This window comes from Ruminococcus sp. (assembly GCF_016283395.1).
This window is the reverse complement of the sequence record NZ_JAEEMU010000051.1, coordinates 38,942-61,823: the sequence shown is the minus strand read 5'-3', so window position 1 is coordinate 61,823 and position 22,882 is coordinate 38,942. Positions and strand designations below refer to the sequence as shown.

Annotated in this window: 16 protein-coding genes and 1 tRNA gene; 7 read left to right on the top strand and 10 right to left on the bottom strand. The window is 40.7% G+C overall.

The annotated features are described in order from the left end of the window. Window positions 1-49: 49 nt before the first annotated feature. Both QZZ41_RS13425 and QZZ41_RS13420 read right to left on the bottom strand, forming a co-directional pair. A tRNA-Val gene (locus QZZ41_RS13425) sits at window positions 50-125 on the bottom strand. A gap of 168 nt (window positions 126-293) precedes the next feature. After that, window positions 294-1,250, bottom strand: coding sequence for a serine acetyltransferase (locus tag QZZ41_RS13420; protein WP_295073161.1), 957 nt, complete (start codon window positions 1,248-1,250; stop codon window positions 294-296). A gap of 173 nt (window positions 1,251-1,423) precedes the next feature. Between QZZ41_RS13420 and QZZ41_RS13415 the strand changes: the two genes are divergently transcribed. Next, window positions 1,424-2,269: an ATP-binding protein gene (locus tag QZZ41_RS13415; protein ID WP_295073152.1), complete on the top strand. Its 846-nt coding sequence runs from the start codon at window positions 1,424-1,426 to the stop codon at window positions 2,267-2,269. 19 nt (window positions 2,270-2,288) lie between these two features. Continuing rightward, window positions 2,289-3,173, top strand: a complete 885-nt coding sequence (locus QZZ41_RS13410; protein WP_295073149.1) for a DMT family transporter — start codon at window positions 2,289-2,291, stop codon at window positions 3,171-3,173. Window positions 3,174-3,267: 94 nt separating this feature from the next. On the opposite strand, the gene QZZ41_RS13405 is transcribed toward QZZ41_RS13410, so the two are convergent. Continuing rightward, window positions 3,268-5,748, bottom strand: coding sequence for a hypothetical protein (locus tag QZZ41_RS13405; RefSeq protein ID WP_295073146.1), 2,481 nt, complete (start codon window positions 5,746-5,748; stop codon window positions 3,268-3,270). Between the two features lie 542 nt (window positions 5,749-6,290). Here QZZ41_RS13405 and QZZ41_RS13400 point away from each other — a divergent pair. The 5 genes from QZZ41_RS13400 (at window position 6,291) to QZZ41_RS13380 (ending at window position 14,472) form a co-directional block, all read left to right on the top strand. Continuing rightward, window positions 6,291-8,228, top strand: a complete 1,938-nt coding sequence (locus tag QZZ41_RS13400; RefSeq protein WP_295073144.1) for a nucleoside-diphosphate sugar epimerase/dehydratase — start codon at window positions 6,291-6,293, stop codon at window positions 8,226-8,228. Between the two features lie 272 nt (window positions 8,229-8,500). Beyond that, entirely contained in the window at window positions 8,501-10,597 is a 2,097-nt protein-coding gene (locus QZZ41_RS13395; RefSeq protein ID WP_295073141.1) for a glutamine synthetase III, read from the top strand. Between the two features lie 176 nt (window positions 10,598-10,773). Next, window positions 10,774-12,417, top strand: coding sequence for a histidine kinase N-terminal 7TM domain-containing protein (locus tag QZZ41_RS13390; RefSeq protein ID WP_367267480.1), 1,644 nt, complete (start codon window positions 10,774-10,776; stop codon window positions 12,415-12,417). Next, window positions 12,414-13,040: a response regulator transcription factor gene (locus tag QZZ41_RS13385; protein WP_295073139.1), complete on the top strand. Its 627-nt coding sequence runs from the start codon at window positions 12,414-12,416 to the stop codon at window positions 13,038-13,040. The genes QZZ41_RS13390 and QZZ41_RS13385 overlap by 4 nt, the downstream gene beginning before the upstream one ends. A gap of 109 nt (window positions 13,041-13,149) precedes the next feature. Then, window positions 13,150-14,472 carry a threonine/serine exporter ThrE family protein gene (locus QZZ41_RS13380; RefSeq protein WP_295073137.1) on the top strand — a complete coding sequence of 441 codons (1,323 nt, stop codon included), beginning with the start codon at window positions 13,150-13,152 and terminating at the stop codon, window positions 14,470-14,472. A 32-nt stretch (window positions 14,473-14,504) separates the two neighbouring features. Here the strand turns inward: QZZ41_RS13380 and QZZ41_RS13375 are convergent, their stop codons facing one another. The 7 genes from QZZ41_RS13375 to QZZ41_RS13345 all read right to left on the bottom strand — a co-directional run bounded on the left by QZZ41_RS13375 (window position 14,505) and on the right by QZZ41_RS13345 (window position 22,879). After that, window positions 14,505-17,264 carry an ABC transporter permease gene (locus QZZ41_RS13375; RefSeq protein ID WP_295073135.1) on the bottom strand — a complete coding sequence of 920 codons (2,760 nt, stop codon included), beginning with the start codon at window positions 17,262-17,264 and terminating at the stop codon, window positions 14,505-14,507. Continuing rightward, the gene (locus tag QZZ41_RS13370) at window positions 17,261-17,944 is read right to left on the bottom strand and encodes an ABC transporter ATP-binding protein (protein ID WP_295073133.1); all 684 of its coding nucleotides are present in this window, start codon (window positions 17,942-17,944) and stop codon (window positions 17,261-17,263) included. The genes QZZ41_RS13375 and QZZ41_RS13370 overlap by 4 nt, the downstream gene beginning before the upstream one ends. Before the next feature lie 111 nt (window positions 17,945-18,055). Then, the gene (locus QZZ41_RS13365; protein ID WP_295073131.1) at window positions 18,056-19,060 is read right to left on the bottom strand and encodes a sensor histidine kinase KdpD; all 1,005 of its coding nucleotides are present in this window, start codon (window positions 19,058-19,060) and stop codon (window positions 18,056-18,058) included. After that, window positions 19,057-19,728: a response regulator transcription factor gene (locus QZZ41_RS13360; RefSeq protein ID WP_295073129.1), complete on the bottom strand. Its 672-nt coding sequence runs from the start codon at window positions 19,726-19,728 to the stop codon at window positions 19,057-19,059. The genes QZZ41_RS13365 and QZZ41_RS13360 overlap by 4 nt, the downstream gene beginning before the upstream one ends. Before the next feature lie 86 nt (window positions 19,729-19,814). Further along, window positions 19,815-20,759, bottom strand: a complete 945-nt coding sequence (locus QZZ41_RS13355; RefSeq protein ID WP_295073127.1) for a DMT family transporter — start codon at window positions 20,757-20,759, stop codon at window positions 19,815-19,817. After that, the gene (locus QZZ41_RS13350) at window positions 20,752-21,864 is read right to left on the bottom strand and encodes an ABC transporter ATP-binding protein (protein ID WP_295073124.1); all 1,113 of its coding nucleotides are present in this window, start codon (window positions 21,862-21,864) and stop codon (window positions 20,752-20,754) included. The genes QZZ41_RS13355 and QZZ41_RS13350 overlap by 8 nt, the downstream gene beginning before the upstream one ends. Further along, complete coding sequence (locus tag QZZ41_RS13345) at window positions 21,857-22,879, bottom strand: iron ABC transporter permease (protein WP_295073122.1); 1,023 nt, start codon at window positions 22,877-22,879, stop codon at window positions 21,857-21,859. The genes QZZ41_RS13350 and QZZ41_RS13345 overlap by 8 nt, the downstream gene beginning before the upstream one ends. Window positions 22,880-22,882: the final 3 nt, after the last annotated feature.

The window sequence follows — 22,882 nt, the reverse complement described above, 5'->3', positions numbered from 1 at the left end:
TGCGTGACAGGCAGGCGTTCTAACCAACTGAACTACGAGGCCAAAGAATTGGTGGGGACTACAGGGCTCGAACCTGTGACCCTCTGCTTGTAAGGCAGATGCTCTCCCAGCTGAGCTAAACCCCCACTTTATTCTTCTGTTCATCGGTTTCTCGCCCGACGACTTTAATATTATATCACGATATCTGCTCGTTGTCAAGACTTTTTTTGAATTTTTTTCAAAAAATTTTTAGTGCATTTGCTTTTTGGCTATATTACGCAAAATGCACTAAAATATTTTCTTTTCATAAAGGTCTATATAATATAAAACCAGCTTTCATCATTATCAAGATCAGATTTCTCAACCTTGGAAGAGTCATCAAAATTATATCTCAGTTCCTGATTTTTTACGCTGACCTTCGCACCTGACGGTACAGAACGTGTTATGAATACGTTACCACCGATGACAGCATTCGCGCCTACAACAGTTTCGCCGCCGAGAATAGAAGCTCCTGAATAAATTGTAACATTGTCCTCAATAGTAGGATGACGTTTCTTATTGCGCAGAGACTGACCGCCTCTTGTTGAAAGAGCACCAAGAGTTACGCCCTGATATACCTTAACATAGTCCCCTATCTCTGTTGTTTCACCGATAACTATACCTGTACCGTGGTCGATAAAGAAATACTTACCGATAGTTGCACCCGGATGTATATCAATACCTGTTTTGCTGTGAGCGTGTTCGGTCATAACTCTCGGGATAAGCGGAACTCCAAGCACAAACAGCTCGTGTGCGAGACGATTTACAAGTATAGCATAAAGTCCGGGATAGGAATAAATTATCTCATCCTTATTATATGCAGCAGGATCTCCGTCATATGCAGCCTGAACGTCAGTTTCGATAAACGCTCTTATCTTCGGAAGCTTATTAAGATACTCAAAAGTAATACGGATAGCGTTGCTGTTTAATGCGTTGTCATCAAGCTTTTCGTATTTTTCATCATATCTCAGAACTATATATATCTGTCTGATAAGCTTGAAAATAACATCTTCAAGTATCATGGACATATTATTTCTTACAGTAAACACTCTGTAGCTCTTATTTCTGAAGTACCCAGGGAAAATAATTCTTCTCAGACCTTCGATTATACTTATTATCTCATCGTTATCAGGATGATCGAAAGTTTTTATCTCATTGATAGTACGATCGTCCTTGTAATCAGAAAGTATGCTATGAGTCAGATTATTTATCATTTCTTCAAGATTGTTCATCATATCCACCCCTTAATGCAATTATACTGATTTATACCAGTACGTATACAATTATACAATATTTCTTTTACATAGTCAATACACTTTATACACATAAAAAAAGCTCACTTTTGCTATTGACTTTAAATGATATTCACGATATATTATATATATGTATTAAAAAGGAGTACTTTATGGATATCAATATCGACAGGTCACTTACAGGCGAATTCAGCAAAAGCATCTGGTCTAAATTCAGAAAAGGCATAGATGAATACAAGATGATCGAAACTGGCGACAGGATAGCTGTCTGCATATCAGGCGGCAAGGATTCAATGCTTATGGCAAAGTGTCTTATGCGTTTGCAGAAATACGGCAGTATAAACTTTGATACCGAATATATTGTCATGGATCCGGGATACACTGATGAGCATCGCAGCAAGATAATCGCCAACGCGGAATTACTGGATATACCCGTAAAAATAATGAACACACGCATTTTTGAGTCCACTGCAAAAGCAAAAAAGCACCCTTGCTTTCTCTGTGCAAGACTTCGCCGCGGCTGGCTGTACAAAACAGCTCAGGAACTATGCTGCAATAAAATAGCCCTCGGTCATCACTTCGATGACGTAATAGAAACTATCCTTATGGGTATGCTTTACGGCTCGCAGATACAGACGATGATGCCCAAGATACACAGCGAAAACTATGAAAACGTACAGGTGATACGTCCGCTTTATCTTGTCCGCGAAGAAGATATAATAAAATGGTCGGAGTATAATGATCTGCATTTCATACAGTGCGCCTGCCGAATAACAAGAAGTGAAGGAAGCTCTAAACGTGCCGAAGTAAAACAGCTTCTTAAAACTCTGCGTAGAGTCAATCCTTCTGTTGATATGAATATATTCCGAAGCGTTGAAAACGTCAATCTGCAAACACTCATTTCCTACCATAGAGGAAACGAATATCACCATTTCCTTGATGACTTTGACAAAGGTCTTAGCGTAAAGGGAACGAATAAATTTGAAGATCATTCCTGAAGCGTTTTGGTGATGATATATGTCAAAGAAACTTCAAGGCAGTATAATGCTGCTTATCACAGCGATGATATGGGGTACTGCATTTGTTGCACAGAGCGAAGGAATGAAGTATGTCCGACCGTTCACATACAACTCCGTAAGAACATTACTTGGCGGTATCGTGCTTATACCAATAATATTCTTATTCAGAGTCAAGGACAAGAAACGCGAAAAATCTCGTCTGCCCGAAACTATATCAGGCGGTATATGCTGCGGAATCATCTTATTCATCGCAAGCTCACTCCAGCAATACGGTATAAGTCTTACGTCAGCAGGAAAGGCAGGCTTTATCACTGCTCTTTATGTAATAATAGTCCCTCTGCTCGGAATATTTCTCGGCAAAAAATGCAGCTTAAAGGTATGGATATGTGCAGTTATAGCAGTTACAGGCTTTTATCTGCTTTGCATAGAAGAAGGTCTCACACTTTCAAAGGGAGACCTTTACGTACTTATGTGCTCCTTTTTCTACGCGCTCCACATACTCACAATAGATCACTTCAACGCAAAAAATGCTGACGGCATGATGATGTCATGCATACAGTTTTTCACGGCAGGAACGCTTATGTCTGTCTGTATGTTCTTGTTTGAAGAGCCCCACGTAAATGATATCATAGCCGCAAGATACACCATTCTTTACACAGGTATCATGTCCTGCGGAGCAGCATACACATTGCAGATAATCGGACAGCGTTTTACTCCCCCTGCCATTGCTACGCTGCTTATGAGTCTCGAATCAGTTTTCGCCGCCCTATCAGGCTGGCTCATACTGTCCGAACAGCTCAGCGCAAAGGAGCTTACAGGCTGCGCACTTGTTTTTGCAGCAGTCATCATCGCACAACTGGACATAAAACGCCGTTCAGCATGAGTTGCAAATGTAATAATACAGCAAAATAGAAAGGACCCCTTTTTTTAAAGAGGTCCTTCTTTATTAGTATGATGTTAATTGCCAAGCGTTGGTTTTACCATGTCCAGCCGCTGAATTTCTTAGCGACAGATGTTTTGAGTGTTTCGTTGTTCTTTTTGAGATATTCATTTGTTGCTGCAAGTCCGATAAGAATAACACCTGCGAGGAAAAGATATATCCACCAGTTGAGTGCCATGAGGTAATCCCTTGTTGCAAATACTGTTATTGTAAAGAGTGAAGCAGCTGATGTGATAAACCATGTCTTTGATCTTGATACGATAGAAGCTAAAAGTACGATCATCATTACTGCCATTACAAAGATAGTGTTTTCTGCTGTGTCAAATACTATAGCATCAATAAGAAGTGATACGAATGTAAATATGAATATGATCTGTGAGAAGTTCTTTGCTATATTCTCGAATTTACGCCAGATAAAGCGTACTGCAAAACCTGATGAAGCGATTATTGCAAGAGTTATCTTGTTTGTTACAGCTCTTGACTCAAAGATGAAGAACGGACGCTCTATGAGTGCGATGACTGTGAAGGCTGTAGATAATGTAAGAAGTACGGAAACTGCTTTATCGCTGAAATTCTTTTTAACGAGTCCTGTGCAGAAAATTGCGCAGGCAATAAGTCCGAGGAATACTGACAGGTCTGTAATGCCGAATACCTTGAAAACAGCTACTATTGCAACAGTGATAAGAGGATCAACAACTTTCTTGCTGCCTTTATCACACATGATAGCCTCTGGATAAATTACTCTTGAAAGAACTGCATAGACGATAACTGTGATGAACATTGCTATCTCAGGTACTATGCTGTTTTCTGAATATTCACTTGCCATAAGGTATGTTATCTTGATAAGTGCAAATGAAGATAAAGCTGCTGTGATGTTGAACTTTGATTTGTTGGAAAGTGCAAAATGGATAAGGCAAAGCGCTGCTGTGATAAGAGTGAAAAGCTTGTACTGCTGTGTTGAGAGAAGGATTATACCTGCTAATCCGAGATTTGAATATACAGCCGCTTCAGATTTGATCTTCTTGCCAAATGGTGTACAGAGTATAATTGCTGCAAAGCCTATGAGAAGTCCTGCGAGTATGCTCATGCAGATGATATTGTTAAAGTAGTATTCCTGTGAAACGATGTAATATCTTGAGATAGTCATAACTGCACTTGCAGGTATAACAGGTGTAAAGAGTCCTGCAAGTATCTTTACTGTTGGATCACTGCTGAATAAGTAAGAATCAACTATAACTGATGCTATTGCTGCGATCATAAGATAAGGTACAAATGAATTTGTTCTTATCATTCCTATGCATAAGAATGTTGTGAACATAACTGATAAAAAAGTGATAAGCTCTGCGAATTTGTTCTTTAATATAGGAACAAAGCGGTGTATAAAGTAGATGACCATTGTTATAAGTGAAAATGCTATTATGCCGAGTTTATCGCTGTATGCATTTGAAAGCGAAACGTATATCATAAATGAGAGTATCAGTGAAAGAACTGATTCAACGCCGATAAGAGTTGAGATCTTCTTGTAAATTCCGTAAAAAGCAAACTGAATGACAGCTGCTGCGATTATGAAATAGCTTGCGAATGTTGGTGCTGAAAGAGTTGTTATGACATAGCTTAATGCCGATGAGCCAAAGATAATTGCTGTTACTGTGCCTACATTTTTTACAGGTGCTTCGTATTTGCTGCTCTTGAGCGGAGCTGCCAGATATATGAAAGCTGTTATTACTATCTGAGCTGCTGCGAAAAGAACTGAACGCGAAGCATATGTGTCAGCTACATGTATAATAGTAAATAAAAGTGAGAGTGCTGCGGCTGAAAGTGAAGTGTATACAAGAACGATATTCCTGAAAAGCTTTGCGCCTATGAACATGAGAGCTGCTGCTATAATTGATGAGAATGCAAGCAGTGCAAATGCTCCGTCACCATCAAATGAGAACCATTTTCCCATTATCTGATAGTAGCCAGCTGTAAGTAATGCTGTGGATACGAAACCTGTACCAAGCACATAAAACGACATAGATGTGCCTGAGAGTTTAAGTGACTTTGATACTACGCAACTGAGGATATACGCGATAACTGCTGCTGCAACTATTATGAGAACTCGACCTGTGTGAGATGTGTTTACCCAGCTTGCAACGCCAAAGGCAAGTCCTGAAAGAACTACAAATACTGTACCGATAAGAAACAGTATATTTGAAACTGTCATATCAGGCTTTGATTTCTTTGGCTTTTCAGGCTCAGCTTTCTGCAACGCAGGTGAAGGAGCTTTTTCTGTCGGAGCTTGAGGACTTTTAGGAAGAGGCGTAGGAGTATTTCCAAAGCCTTCGGGAGCAATATTGCTGTTGCTGATATTGTAACCCGGATTGTTGTAATCGTAAGGCTGATTATTGTTATAGTAAAGATACTGTGGATAATTGTTGCTGTTCTTATTTCTGTCCGAAAGCTTAACTAAGCCTATTACAATAAGCGGTATCGTTATCGGCATTAAAATAAAGATAAAAGTCAATAAATCTGTCATAATGACCATCCTTTCTGTAAGGAGCTTTTGTTTTTGCTGTGACTATATAATATCACGTTTTCGGAATTCTTTTAAGATGTCGTTCGTCATTTTCTTCGTGACAAATGTCACTTTATGAATGACAAAAAGCACTCTCAAACAAAATAATTAATAAAATATGTATTTGATTAATGCTGATACTAATTAATTTTTGATTTACAAAGTGTTATATCATTACGAAGTACTTGTAGTATAAAACATCTAAGCAAATACAAAACGCTAAAAAATAGCTGAATAAATGACCTAATGAGCAGCTAAAATCACTGTGTTATTTGTGATATGTAACAAAAAATAATAAACTTTTTTAGTGATAACTGTTTTGCTCTTGATTTTTTTGCAACAATAAGTATAATTGAATTGTATTAGTTTAGATGAGATTTATATATAAATAAAATCTTTAGTTTACTGCATTAAATATTCTGTGATGTTTTAATAATATCTTTATACTTTATGTGGTGAGCGATCAAGCAATACAATGGTCGGGGTGAAGGGAGTTTTATATTATGAGAGATCTGTTTAGAAGCTTTAAGTGTCGGAAAATCGTTCTTGCTGTAGCTGACGTATTTATAATATGTGTTGCAGCACTTATCGCGAATTTTTGCTTGTCATTTGTCGGGCGGGACATTGATGAGTCAAAACTTGTGATATCAGGTGCTGTGAGTGCCATATGCTGTATCGGCGGAATGTTCATAGCGGGTGCTTATCACAAGCTGTGGCGATACTTCAACAGTAAAGATTATCTTACTTGTGTTTACGGTTCAATAGTCGGTATCGTTTGCTCAACGGCTATCGTTTATATAATCGACGGCACATATGAGCTAAGTTATTCATTTTTTCATCTTGCACTTATTGTCTTGGGTGTTTGTCTTTTCAGATACTTTTTCAAGACAGCGTTCATAACTCTTGCACAGCCAAAGTCCTTCAATGGTAAGCGTACAATGGTTATCGGCGGTGGTCAAGCCTGCAAGACTATACTCAAGGAAATACACAACGCTCAGAATTCTCCGTATTCGGAAGACAAGCAGGTAACAATGTTTGATCCTGTCTGCATTATCGACGATGACAAGGAGAAGATAGGTTCTGAGATCAGCGGTGTTCAGATCGTAGGAACTACTGCTGAGATCTACAGATTCGTCAAGGAGAAGAATATCGAACAGATACTCTTTGCTATCCCCTCTTGTTTTGAGGACGAGAGAAAGCGCATACTTGACATATGTGCAGATACTAAAGTACCTGTAAAGGTCGTTCCTTTTATCGGAAACCTTGTTTTTGACGATAAAAACAAGACTATCATCAATCAGATACGTGATATCAAAGTTGAGGATCTTCTCGGCCGTGATCCTATCAAATTTGATAATGCGGATATCAAAAACTTCATAGGCAGCAAGGTATGTATGGTAACAGGCGGCGGCGGAAGCATTGGCTCGGAGCTTGTTCGTCAGATATCAAAGTACTCTCCTAAGAAGGTCATAATCGTTGACATCTATGAGAACAACGCCTACGAGATAGAGCAGGAACTGAAGATGGAATACGGCGATGAGCTTGATCTTGTAACTCTTATCGCTTCTGTACGTGATTACTTCCGTATGAATCAGATATTCGATACTTACAAGCCCGATGTTGTTTTCCATGCAGCTGCACATAAGCACGTTCCGCTTATGGAAGTATCCCCTATGGAAGCTATCAAGAATAACATTGTTGGTACTTTCAATGTTGCTACACTTGCTCAGTTCCACAACGTTGAGAAGTTTGTAATGATATCTACAGATAAGGCTGTTAATCCTACAAACGTTATGGGTGCGTCAAAGAGATGCTGTGAAATGATAGTTCAGTATCTTGCACAGCAGCATGAAGGAAGAACTGAATTCGTTACAACGCGTTTCGGCAACGTTCTCGGTTCAAACGGTTCTGTTATCCCGCTTTTCAGAAAGCAGATAGAACAAGGCAGACCTGTTACTGTTACACACCCTGATATAATCCGTTACTTTATGACTATACCTGAGGCTGTAAGTCTCGTAATGGAGGCTGCTGCTATTGCTCACGGCGGCGAGATCTTCGTTCTTGATATGGGACAGCCTGTAAAAATAGTTACTCTTGCCGAAAATCTTATCCGTATGTACGGAAAAGAGCCGTACAAGGATGTTGAGATCAAGTTCACAGGTCTCCGCCCCGGTGAGAAGATTAAGGAAGAGCTTCTTATGAATGAAGAAGGTCTCCAGAAAACTTCCAATAAGCTCATATTTATCGGTAAGCAGATAGAGATCGATGAAATGTCCTTTGCTTTCAGACTCAATGCACTGAGAAATGCTGCACTTGAAAACAATGAAAAGATCGCTGTTGAAGCTCTGCATGATATGGTTCCTACATTTACCACACCTGATGAATTCAACAGCAAAGAGCTTAAAAAGGAAACTCTTGTATCTGCTGCGGAGTCAGCTTAATAATGTCAATAATGTTCCTTTCATGGGAATGTACGACGTACTGCCGATCAATGATCGGCAGTATTTTTGTCATACCAATTTTTGCACAAAACTCCGTCCTTGTCATAATATACCTTTTTTAACATGGAGTTGCGGTTATTTTGTATCAACATGGAAAAGTGATGTTGTTAAGGCTGTCCTTATATTGACAAAAAGCTGATGGAGTGATATAATTTTAAATTATGATGGAGTATTGTATATTAAGAGCTTCTATGCTCTGAGGAGGAAATTCTATGTCAATTAATATCCCCGAGATCTTTGCGTGCAATGTGTTCAATGAGGAAGTAATGAAAAACCGACTTCCCAAAAATGTTTATAAAGCTCTCAAGAGAACCATGCAGAACAGTGAGCCTCTTGCAGATATGGCTACAGCCGATGTTGTTGCAAATACAATAAAGGAATGGGCTATTGAAAAAGGTGCTACTCATTATACTCACTGGTTCCAGCCTATGACAGGCTCTACTGCTGAAAAGCATGACTGCTTTATCAGCCCTGCTTCAAACGGAATGGCTATTATGGAGTTCTCAGGCAAGGCACTTGTAAAAGGTGAGCCTGATGCTTCTTCTTTCCCCTCAGGCGGTCTGAGACAGACAAGTACCGCAAGAGGATATACAGCATGGGATCCGACTTCTTACTGCTTCGTTAAGGAAGGCAGCCTTTATATCCCTACAGTTTTCGTATCCTATACAGGTGAAGTACTTGACAAGAAAACACCTCTGCTTCGCTCTATGCAGGCTCTCAGCAAGACTGCTGTCCGCTTCCTCAAGCTTTTCGGAAACGACAGAGTTACAAGAGTTACCTCTACAGTTGGTGCAGAGCAGGAGTATTTCATCATCGATAAAAAAATGTATGATAAGCGTGAAGACCTTATCCTTACAGGAAGAACACTTTTCGGTGCAAAGCCTCCTAAGGGACAGGATCTTGACGATCAGTATTTCGCAAATCTTCGTCCGAGAATAGCTGCTTATATGGCTGATCTTGATGAGGAACTCTGGAAGCTCGGTATATATTCAAAGACCAAGCATAACGAAGTTGCACCTGCACAGCACGAAATGGCTCCTATATTCACTACTTCCAACCTGGGTACAGACCAGAACGAGCTTGCTATGGAAGTAATGGAGAAGGTAGCTCTCAGACACGGACTTGTTTGTCTGCTCCACGAAAAGCCTTTTGAGGGTGTAAACGGTTCAGGTAAGCACAACAACTGGTCTATGTCCACAAACGACGGTCAAAACCTTCTCGATCCGGGAGATACTCCTATGGATAATCTCCAGTTCCTTACTATACTCTGTGCTCTTATCAAGGGCGTTGATGAGTATGCAGACCTTATGAGACTTTCTGCTGCTTCCGCTGGAAACGACCACAGACTCGGTGCAGACGAAGCTCCTCCTGCTATCGTATCCATGTTCCTCGGTGAAGAACTTGAAGCTGTATTACAGGCTATAGAGGACGATACAGAGTACAAGACAAAGACTCGTGCTTTCAAGATAGGTGTTGACGCTCTTCCTTCATTCCCCAAGGACTCCACAGACAGAAACAGAACTTCACCTTTTGCTTTCACAGGAAACCGCTTTGAATTTAGAATGGTAGGTTCTTCCGATAATATTGCTTGTCCTAATGTTCTTCTCAATACTATCATGTGTGAGGAGCTCAGTCAGTTCACTGAAATTCTTGAACCATTCAAGGGCAAGGATAATTTCGATGCAGAGGTAAGAAAGCTCCTCAAGAGCGTTATCAAGGATCACAGAAGAATTATCTTCAACGGTGACGGTTATTCTGCTGAGTGGGTCAAGGAAGCTGAAAGAAGAGGACTTCCTAACTATGTTTCAACTGTTGACTGTATGCCTCACTATACTGACGAGAAGAATGTACGTATCTTCCGCAAATTTGAGATATACAATCAGAACGAGGTAGCTGCAAGAACTGAGATACATCTCGAAAAGTACTCAAAGACTATCCGTATCGAAGCACGTACAATGGTAGAAATGGCAAGAAAACAGCTTCTTCCTGCTACTATGGATTACGTTCAGACTCTTTGCGAGTCTATCGCTACAAAGAAGCAGATAGGCTTTACAAGCAAGACTGATGAGAAGATCGCAAATAAGCTCAACGACCTTGCTGACCGCTTCTATGAGTCTATCGAGAGACTCGAACAGAGAGTAACCGAGGCAAACGCAGTAAGCGGTATCCAGAAGCAGGCTGAATTCTTCCACGATGTTGTACTTGCTGAAATGGATATCATGAGAAGCATCGCAGACGAGATCGAGCTCAATATGCCTGCTGCTAAATGGCCTATCCCCGCTTATTCAGAGATCATCTACAACGTATGATAAAAGCCGCACTTGTTTTGGTGCCGACATAAATACTTTTATGCTTATTAATGAGAGTCCCCTTTTAAAGAGGACTCTCTTTTTTTTTCATGATAACTTCTATATTGCACCGCTTATAATTCGGCATATTTTTTACAAAAAAATATTGCCTAAAAACATCTCATGTGTTATAATAAATATATAATTTTTGTTTATGGAGGTGCATTACTACGTCAACAATAGTTTCCGCCGTACTTCTGATACTCGGACTGTGCGGTATGCTTATATCTGTCACATGGGTACTTCGCCGCGGTAACAGCAACAGGCTTACTCACCTTTTTCTGAGCTGTCAGCTTTCAATTGTTCTATGGTTGGTATCTGAGATACTTATATTGTTTTCATACACAAAACAGCAATTCTGGATAAGCTATGTAATAGGCAATATTGGAATAAGCTGCTTCGGCCCTTTGTGGCTTTGGCTGTCTCAGGAGTACACCTTCAGTTCAAAGAAAAAGCCTCGTTTTCTCTGGCTGCTCCCGCTTATTACAATATCTGCTGTATGCGTAGTACTGACTAATCCGATACATCATCTTTACTACGACTCATTTGTAGACAAACGTTTTACTTACGGACCACTTTTCTACGTATATCAGGTAATATACTATGTATGCATCGTCACAGGTATTACAATAATCTGCCTGAAGCATACAAGGAGCTCATCACAGATAACAAAGCAGTCTTTTCTGCTTATCCTTTCAGCAGCTATCCCCCTCGGAGTAAATACCCTTTCTCTCACGGGAGTTTTCCATTCAAAAGTTACACTTACACCGTTGTTCTTCGGAATATCAAGTATACTTATAATTATTGCCCTCGGACGATACGGACTGCTCAATATAAACAGCATAGCTATCCGCGAAACTATAAATAATATAGACAGCGGAGTAATGATCTTTGACAACAACAACAGGATAACCTATAAAAACAAGTTTTCAGAGAATATCCCCTTTTTAAAGAATATAAATACTTCCTATGAATTCATGCGGCTCATATCCGAAATGATGAACGAGGAGATACCAAGTGATTTCAGTCTTATGGAACTGAAATATGAAAATGAATATTACAACATCAAGCAGAGATACTGCCAGAACAACAGCGGAAACGATGTTGCGCGAGTAATAACTATCAATAATGTTACCGAATACCACGATCTTGCGAAAGCAGAAAAAAAACTCAGCCTTGAACAGGAACGCAACAGGATAGCGCAGGAGATGCATGACTCGGCAGGTCATACCTTTACAATGATAAGCTCTCTGGCAAGAATACTCAAATACGATGCCGAACAGCCAAATCCTGACAAAGAAAAAATGCTTGAGAGCATTTCCGAGATCGACGGACTTTCACGAAGCGGCGTAACGCAGCTAAGATGTACCATAAACAATCTTCGTGACGATGAATTCATGAAATCAGTCACAAGCGCAGTACAAACCGTTATCACAGCCGTAAGAGGCGTAGATATTGAGCTTTGCATACAGGGTGATGAAGACGAAAGACACAGCTTCTGCATAAAGGAGATGTATGATAACTGCCGCGAGACAATAACAAATGCTCTTAGATATTCCGAGGCATCAAGGATAGATGTTATTATCAAGTTCCTTGATAACGCCATAGAGATGTACATACTCGACAATGGAAAAGGCTGTGACAGTATTTCCGAGCATAACGGACTGAGAGGTATCCGCGAACGCACAGAAGCTTTGGGAGGTACTGTAAGGTTCTCCTCGGTCAAAGGTGAAGGTTTCAATACGATAATAAAAATTCCGATAGGTGGGGTGGAGAAATGATAAATGTAATTATAGCTGATGATGTAAAAATACTCCGAACAGGACTTAAAGCCGTCCTTTCGGGCGACAGTGAGATAAATGTTGTAGGAGAAGCTTCCGATGGTAAAGAAGCATATGAAATGAGCATAAGACTGAGACCTGATGTAGTCCTCATGGATATGCGTATGCCCGATTACGACGGCGGATACGGCACAAGAAAGATAAAGGATACTCTTCCCGATATAAAGGTACTGGTACTTACAACATTTGACGACAAGGAAACTGTTGACAAGGCTATCGCAAGCGGTGCAGACGGTTATATCCTCAAGGAAATGGACAATGACAAGATAATCAACTCTATAAAGGCAGTATCAGGCGGTATAAATGTATTCTGCAATAATATTTTCCGCTCTATAAAGAAAGATGTTGTTGTACAGCAGGACGCAAAGAATTTCGACCTTACAGAACGTGAGATAGATTTTATCCGTCTTATATGCGAAGGCTACGACAACAGAGAGATAGCCTCAAAGCTTTTCCTTGCCGAAGGTACAGTGCGCAACGGTATTTCCAGACTTCTCGAAAAGCTCGGAATGAAGGACCGTACACAGCTTGCTGTGTTTGCTATAAAAAATAACATTATATAAACTATCACTAAAACGGAAGGATTTTCTTCCGTTTTATTTTTCTTGATTTTTCATTATAAATGTGATATAATATAAAATTGGCTCAACAAATTACATAAGGAGTGTATTTATGAGTAAATTCAGAAAACAGCATATGCCCATCAACTGGCATGAGATCGTTGACAGCGAAAGCTCGGAACCTGCCATTAACGCCACGCTGAAAGAAAAGGCTACTCTCGTAGGCAGAGTCGGGCTGATGATGCTTTCGGTTGGAACAGGCGCATGGAGAGTCAGAGCTTCTATGAACAAGATAGCCCGTGCTCTCAACATCACCTGCAATGCGGATATCGGTCTGCTGTCGATAGAATATACCTGTATCAGCGGCGGAGAGATGTATACAAATGCTATCTCGCTGAATACCACAGGTGTAAATACAGATAAGCTGAATGAGCTTGAAAATTTTGCTGACAGCTTTGCAGAACGTGCAGGAAAGTATTCGGTACATCAGTTTCATATGATACTTGACAAGTTTCAGGACATGAAAGGCAATTATAAGGCGTGGAACTTAGGTCTTGCCTCTGCACTCGCCTGCTGCGCCTTCACCTTTCTTCTCGGAGGCGGACCTGCGGAAATGATATGTGCATTCTTCGGTGCAGGTATCGGCAATTTCGTAAGGAAGCTCCTGCTTGAAAGGCATATCACTCTTTTTGCCAACGTAGCCGCAGGCGTTGCATCTGCCTGCTGTACATATGTACTTTTCATAAAGCTTGCAGAGATGCTTTTTGATGTATCGGCAGTACATCAGGCGGGATATATCTGCTCCATGCTTTTTGTAATCCCCGGATTTCCTCTTATTACAGGCGGTATCGACCTCTCGAAGCTCGACCTGAGATCAGGCATAGAAAGAATAACATACGCACTCCTTATTATCATAATGGCTACACTCACAGGCTGGGTCAGCGCACTTATTTTCAATTTTCATCCGCAGGATTTCGTTGAATACAAGATATCTCCCCTGCTCCGCTTCTGCCTTATAATGCTTACAAGCTTCTGCGGAGTCTACGGCTTTTCACTTATGTTCAACAGCAAACGCAAAATGGCTGCGCTTGCAGGTGTTATCGGCATGATAGCAAATACCCTGCGTCTTGAACTTATAGATATTTTTTGCATACACGTAGGACTTGCCGCATTTATCGGTGCTCTCAGCGCAGGTCTTATGGCATCCGCAATAAAGCATTGGATAGGATATCCGCGTATAACTCTTACTGTTCCATCGATTGTCATCATGGTACCCGGTATGTTCATGTATAAGGCAATATACTACATTGCCCTGAATGACATATCAACAGGCGGACTTTGGCTCACAAAGGCAATTCTAATCGTTATGGCACTTCCTATCGGACTTATATTCGCAAGGATACTCACAGACAAAAATTTCCGCAAAAGCAGCTGAAAAAAGACCTTCCTTAACGGAAGGTCTTTCTTTTACAGATTTTCATTTTTCAGTGCGTCTATCGTATTATCCTTTCTGATCTTGATCATCGAGAACATCATTGTGGAGAAAACAACAATGAAAACACTGAGAACTGCAACTATAACGGCTGTCCACGGAATAAAGAACTCCGTATCTACTCCTTCATTTACAGCGCGATATATAAGATATGTAACAACTGCCGACACCGGCAGACCATAGAGAAGTGCCTTTGTACCGTACAAAATACACTCAAAATTCAGCATTTTTCTCATGCTCTTAGAGCCCATTCCCACAGACCTGAGCATAGCGAATTCTCTCCTTCTAAGGCTGATATTGGTTGTTATTGTGTTGAATACATTAGCTGCTGCGATAAGTGATATCAATATGATAAATCCGTAAGCAAATACCTTGATAATAATTATCATATTTCTGTTTGACTCAGCCTCATCTGCATAGTTGTACAGCCCATCAGTAGAAAGTCCGTTTTCCTTTAATGAGTTTTTCAGTGCATCATATCCTTCATAAACATCATCAGATTTTATGCAGAATTCAAAATGGTTTACATTATTTTCTTGCTTATCACCATATAGTAATTTAAAACTATTTAACGGGAAAACTATACACTGTGTGTCCGAATAAACGAAAAACGGTCTTTCATCTATAACTTTGCTTATATGTATGGATATATCCTTACTGCAATCTTCTGCAGGCACCTTTATCGAATTATCTTCAGTTACTTCAAAAGCATTCTTATCAACATAAACAGCATTTCCGTCTTCATCGAGCTCGTTGAAATAATATCCATCCATTTTATCATATACACGCGTACCAATATCAAATTCAGAAGCTTTGAACATTTTCAAACGCTTCATTTTCTCAGACTCTCCGTCAAAATACAGTGTATTATCCAGAGCTATACCATTAAGAGTGCTCTTGTCAAAAAATGCATCAGGATCGACATTGCAATCCTTTGCAAACTTTCTGAATGATTCATCATCTACAAAGAATATATCCATATTTTTATAATTCTTTCCGTTTTCTGACGGCATAGATTCTGATCTGTCAAATACAAATCCATCTTTGAGAGCACTGTCATTAATATACTTGCTGTCGATAGATACTGGTATATTATCATATTCGATAAATGTTGAATCGGTGATAAAGTCTGTATTCTTTATGATATCATTGATCTTCTCAGCAGAAATCTCCGTGATCTTGCTTGTATTATACATTGAATAGGTATAATCCATGCCCATAGTATCATGAGTGTCACTGACTGCACTGACAAGATAAGCAGTAAAAGAATAAGCTGATATGAACAGAACTATGCTCATAAAAAGACTGATAACAGTTGCGCGGTACTTCTTTTTGCTGCGCTTGAAGTATTTATGAGCCAGCATACCGGGAAGTCCGAATATTTTGGCAATGAACTTAGGTGTTTTGATATATTTTTTCTGTGTTATATCCGAATTCTGTCTGATAGCTTCAACAGCTGATATCTTAGTTGCTCTTTTTGAAGGTATCCACGCAGATACGGATATGGTGATAAAAGCGATCACACAGGCCGCGATTATAGCAACAGGTGAAACACATACGCGCAGCGGTTCCTGATAGCTGTTATTTGAAAAGGAAACAAATTTGCTTCCGATAGCAAGGAAGGTTATCCACATACCTACAATTCCGACGATTATACCGATAGGGATACCGATTATACTTAATGCATACGCCTCAAATCTGACCATTTTTTTCAGCTGCTTCTTTGTAGCACCAATTGAAGAAAGCAGACCGAACTGCTTTGTTCTTTCCGAAACAGAAATAGAAAAAGCATTATATATGAGCATTATAGAGCCGAACATTATAAGTCCTATAATTATAGCAGCCAATCCGAAAACAACACTGTAGAAGCTGTCATATCTTGACACACCTGTAAGCAAAAGTATCTCACTGTGAGTTCTTCCGCCAATCTCGTTATCCTTTATGAAGTCATATATATCCTTACCATTCTTCATACGGTAATATACACTGACTTCTGTATTATCATCTATATCATCAGCAACAGTAAGTGCTGTATATCCGGGAGCAACATATGGCTCAAAATCAGGACGCTCATAAGTGCCTACAACTGTATATTCTATTGTTTCTTTTACATCAATGTATTCAGATGAAAAAAACAAATTATCATTAGAATCATAACCATATACAGGACAATACTGTGTAAGAACAGCGTTATCATCATAAGCAGCATTTTCTTCTGAATCTATAAATGATTCTGCCGCCTGATCAGAGTCGATCTTTCTGTCACCAACTTCAAGAGTTATCTTATCGCCGTCTTTATAGGATACTCCGCCGTTTTCATCAAGATGATCAGGAATAATTATCTCATTTCTGTTCTGCGGCATACGTCCCGATTTAAGATGGACAGGGATAAGACCGTCTATATTCTCTTCAAAGCCGCATATATAAAGATAAGGCTTGTATTCGTTTATGCTGCCTATTTCCGCATATCCTATATAACTAAGACTGCCTGTACCTGCAACTTTATCCGAGCTTTTTATTTTATTATAAGTATCCACATCACTTTCGCTGACAAGTCCGTGCCACTTTCCGTCAACATACTCATAATAGCTAACTGCATACTTCTGAACAGAAGCGATAGAAGTAGTTACAGCACAAATAAGAGCTGTTGAAAGTATGATACCGATAATAGTTACGATAGTTCTTGTTCTGTTCTTTTTCAGTGATTGTACTGTTACTTTACTGAATACATTCATTTGCGTATCACCTCATCACGAGTGATCTTGCCATCTTCAATAGCAATTATCCTGTCAGCCTGCAATGCGATATTCTCATCGTGAGTAATTATTATAAGAGTCTGATCGTATTTCTGGTTAGAGAGTTTCAGCAGTTCAACTATCTCCTGACTGTTCTTACTGTCAAGATTTCCTGTAGGTTCATCAGCGAGAACAACAGCAGGAGCATTCATCAGTGCTCTTCCTATAGACACACGCTGCTGCTGACCGCCTGAAAGCTGATTTGGAAGATGTTCCTCACGTCCATTAAGCTTCAAAGTTTCAATAAGCTCTTTCAGACGCTTATCGTTGACTTTCTGACCGTCCATAAGAACAGGAAGAGTAATATTCTCTGTTACATTCAATACAGGGATAAGATTGTAGAACTGATAGATGAGTCCCACCTGTCTGCGTCTGAAGATAGCAAGCTGCTCATCATTCTGAGAGTAAACATCATTTCCGTCCATGAACACCTTACCCGAAGTAGGCTTGTCAACACCTCCGAGAATATGCAGAAGAGTTGATTTACCCGAACCCGAAGGACCTATTATTGCAACAAATTCACCTTTTTCTACTGAGAAGCTTACATTGTCAAGCGCACGGACTTCATTTTCGCCGCTTCCGTAAGTCTTGCACAGATTTTCAACTTTTAATATTTCCATATAGACACACCCTTTCTTAGTTTCTGAATACATTCTATCATGTCAAGATGACTATTCAGTGACTTTAAAATAACAAATCTGTCACAAAAGAAAAAGGCAGGAGCACCTGCCTTAAATCGTACCTTTATAAAATCTGATCGTAAACATTGCACCGCCGCTGTAATTCTCGGCTTTTAAAGTGCCGTTCTGTTCCGTGATTATCATACGTGCAAGTGCAAGACCGATACCGAAGCCGCCCTTATCTTCAGAAGCACGTCCCTTATAGAAGCGTTCAAAGATATGCGGAAGGTCCTCAGCGTCGATACCGCTGCCGCTGTCAGTGATGACTATTTCCGAATAAAGCGCATTTTCACTGCCAACGACCTTTATAGTACCTCCGTCGGGAGTATGCTCCATACAGTTCTTTACGATGTTTCCTATAGCCTCACAGCTCCATGCTATGTCACATTCAAGCTCACCGTCAGCCTCGACCACAAGCTCCTGACAATGCAGTTCGATAGGAACTCTTACAGGCATACAAGCCTTTTCGAGGAGCTGCTGCATGGTTATTTTTTCTCCATGGAATTTTACAGTACCTGCATCTATTTTGGACATTTTCAGAAGAGCATTAATGAGCCAGTCGATACGTGAAAGAAGCCCGTAAAGCTTATGAACGGTCTGCTCGCGCTTTTCAAATGATATATCAGGCTCAGCCAACATAGAAACAAGTATATTTATGGAAGTGAGCGGAGTTCTTATCTGATGCGAAACATCAGCAAGAAAATCCGCAAGATATACCTTGTCCTCAATAAGTTTAGACTGCTGTTCACGAAGTCTTACAGTCATTTTATGTATCTCACTCTGAAGCAGTGCAAGCTCACCTTCGTTGTAATCCTCAAGGCATATATTCTCATTTTCATGAAGTATCCTGTCAATATTGTTGGTGAGCTGTGATATCTTTCTGTATCTGAAAAAAACAGTTAAGAAATGTATAGCAGTAAATCCGCTGCACAAACCTATCACAGGAACAAGAAATCTGTCATCATATATCCATACTGCTATAACAGCCGCAAGCGAGAGAATGAGAAAAGCAATGACAGAACGAAAAATTTCAATATTTCTCAAAAGCTTCATCATAAGTCAACTCTGTACCCCATACCTCTTACAGTCTTTATGATCGTTGGATTTTGCGGATCGTCCTCTATTTTTTCTCTCAGACGCTTTATATATACAGTAAGCGTATTGTCATTGACAAATTCTCCTGCTATATCCCATATGGACTCAAGCAGCTTTGTACGTGTCATAACAGCTCCCCTGTTATTAATGAACACAAGGAGCAGTCTGTATTCAAGTGCGGAAAGGAAAAGGTCTTTTCCGTTCTTTGTGGCAGTACCCTTAACAGTATCCACAAGTACATCGCCGAGCTGTGCAACAGTACCCGTACTTCCTGTAAGTCTCAGAATATTCTTGATACGCGAAACCAGTTCACGGGGACGGAAAGGCTTAGCAATATAATCATCTGCGCCGAGGTCGAAACCGGTAACGGTACTGAATTCATCACCTGAAGCTGTAAGGAAAATAACAGGTATACAGGTATTTGCTTTTATAGCTGAGCATACAGCAAAACCGTTTCCCTCAGCAAGAGAAACATCAAGGAGCACAAGATCAAAAGGTTCATTTTCAACCATTTCAAGAGCCTTTGTCTGTCCGTTGGCGTTTTTTACGCTGAAACCTTCTCCCGAAAGGTATTCAGTAAGGTTTGCGATTATTTCCTTATCATCTTCTACAAGCAAAATTTTATTCAAGGCATCACAACTCCGTTCAAATAAACTTAACAATTGTATTATAGCACATAAATGCTGCAAAAGCAAGAAACAAAAAGCAGCACTTATCATGCTGCTTTTTCTTTGTCTTTTTGTAACGGTGAAATATTCACGATAATGATACCTGCGGCAACAAGAACAAGCGCAGCCGCTACCTTATACGGACCTGCGTCACTCTTTTCTGACAATAGCAGATACGAGAGTATTACGCCGAAAACAGGATTCATAAAACCGAAAACCGATATCATTGAAACGGGATTATGTTTCAGCAGTACTCCCCATATTGAAAACGCAGCCGCAGAAACAAATGCAAGATAAACCAGCATAAGAACTGCTTTGGTATTAGTGATCGTTACCCTTCCGCCTGCAATATAACCGATGGCAGTCATAAAAATGCCGCCTATAACGAACTGCCAGCCGCTTAGCAGCACAGTATCCTCTGTGCGAGAATAGCGTTTGATAAGTCCTGCTGAGAACGCATAGGACAGCGCGGACAGGAACACAAATCCCTCACCCGTAAATCTAAAACCTCCGCCGATACCGCTTAGATTAATAAGAACTACTCCCGAAAAACCGATAAGACAGCCTGCTATTTTACGTAAGGTGAGCTTCTCGGTACGAAATACCAAAGCAGCTACAATAATAGACAGAAACACATTTGAAGCCGTAATGACCGAGCTTTTCATGCCTGTGCTCCTTGTAAGTCCGATATAGAAAAATGTATATTGCAGTATAGTCTGAAAAAGTGACAGCTTTGCAGCTTTAGGAAATGAACTTTTTTTCGCAACAAGAGGCTTTCTCTCAATGATACTGCCGATAACGAGCGCAAGTATCCCTGCGAGAGTAAATCTAAGTCCCGCATACAATATCTGTGCAGCAGTATCATCTGAGGATATATGGGAATATCCGCAGCCAAGCTTTATGCACGGGAAAGCACTTCCCCACAGCAGACAGCACAGCATAGTCAGTGGCAGCACAACTATCTTTTTAGTAAGTAAAGGCTTTTCACTCATATGACTCTATACCTCTTAAAATACCCGTTTTTTCAGCTTCGACCATGAGCTGCCTGCATTTTTCATTCATAGTACCAAAGCTTTTCAGCGTACAAACAGCATTTCCGCAGCTTCTCATAAGTTCCAGTGCTTCCTTATATTTCTCATCTGAAACAGCTTCAAAAGCCTGCTCCGATACAAGCTCCGAAGCAAGAGCAGCTGCAACGGGATATTCGACATCATTTTCGTGGATTATACCTGCCGCAAAGGCGATACCCTTTCGGCGCAGACTTCGGTACAAAGCGATCGCGCTACCGCCTCCTCCTATAACGAACACCTCGGGAGGTGAAGAGAGCTTTCCAAGCTCAGGTGAACCGTAGGCTTCGCAGAAGCTTCCCTTTTCAACTCCGTAAAGCTCCTCAATACAGCCTCCCGAGAATATTTCCTGCGGAGTACCTGTGCGATAGATACCTTTACCCTTGATACATATGATAGTATCGGAAACGCGCTGAGCCAGCTCCAGCTCGTGGAGCGACATGATAACGGCTATATGACGCTCATCGGCAAGCTTTTTCAGTATCTTCATAAGCTCCAGCTTATACTTTATATCAAGAAAAGTGGTAGGCTCATCGAGTATAAGAATATCAGGCTCACGGCAGATAGCACCTGCAAGCATTATCCTCTGACGCTGACCGTCGCTTATCCTGTCGAAGTCACATTCAGCGATATCCTCAGCATCAACGAGCCTGAGTGCTTCTCTGACCTTTTCCCTGTCCTTATCAGACAGCACTCCCAGCCTGCCCGTATAGGGATAACGTCCTGTCTCAACAACGTCTATGCACCGCATATATTCGGTCTTTACCCTGCCTGTGAGAAGCACCGATACCGACCTTGCAAGCTGATTGCCGCTGAAATCTTCAAGCTTGTCTTTTCCGATATAAACAGCACCGCCCAAAGGACTGAGCTGTCGGCAGATAGTTTTCAGTATAGTTGATTTTCCTGCACCGTTAGGACCTATGAGAGTCAGTATCTTACCCTGCTCCGCATTTATCTCCACGCCCTCAACAATGACCTTTTTGGCATAACCTGCCGAAAGAGCTTTTGTACTCAGCATTATCTCATTCATTTCCGCCTCTCCTTTCCTTGTGAAGAAGCATATATATAACAACAGGCGCACCGAATACAGCAGTTACTGTACTGATACTCAGCTCTGTTGGAGCAAAAAGCGTCCTCGTTATCAGGTCACACAGCAGACAGAATACCGCACCTCCGAGAAAACAGGCAGGCAGTATACGTATAGGCTTTGCCGTACCAAATCCGCTTTTAATGATATGTGGAACTGCAACACCCACAAAGGAAACAGGACCTGCAAAAGCTGTAACGCAGGCGGAAAGCACACTTGAAAGCAGTATGAGAGAAGCTCTGAAAGCTTTGATATGTACTCCCGAATTTACCGCATATTCCTCACCCAGCTGATAAGCGTTCATAGGCTTTGACAACAGAAAAGCAAGTACACATGCAGGAAAAACTATAGCTGCCGAAGTAATTACATCGCCTTTTCCGATACCCGAAAAACTTCCCATTGACCAGTTATGCAGATTAACGATATTAGAGTCGTCAGAAAAATTCACCACAAGCTCAGTAATAGCCGAGCATATATAGCCTATCATTACACCGCACACAATAAGCACGGACATACGCTTTACCTTACCCGATATGAGCAGAATTATCCCCATTGATATCATTGAACCCACAAATGCCGCCGTTACCATGCCGAATGAATTCACAGCAAAGCCCTGTGACAATGAGAATACCATGAGCAGTGCCACCATAAGCTTTGCACCTGATGATATACCGAGGATATAAGGACCTGCAATAGGGTTTGCAAAGAAATTCTGAAGTAAAAATCCCGAGACTGACAAAGCCCCTCCGAGGATAACAGCCGCAGCAGTACGAGGAAGTCTCAGTCCTGTTATTATATTGTACGCAGCTTTATCCGTATCAGGCTCGCGGAGCGCATTTATCATTCTATGAACGGATATATCCGCACTTCCTGCACAGATATTCAATACAGCAAGAAATATAAGCATAACGGTGAGGATAATATATCCCCATATCATACGCTGCCGCTGAACTTTCATTCA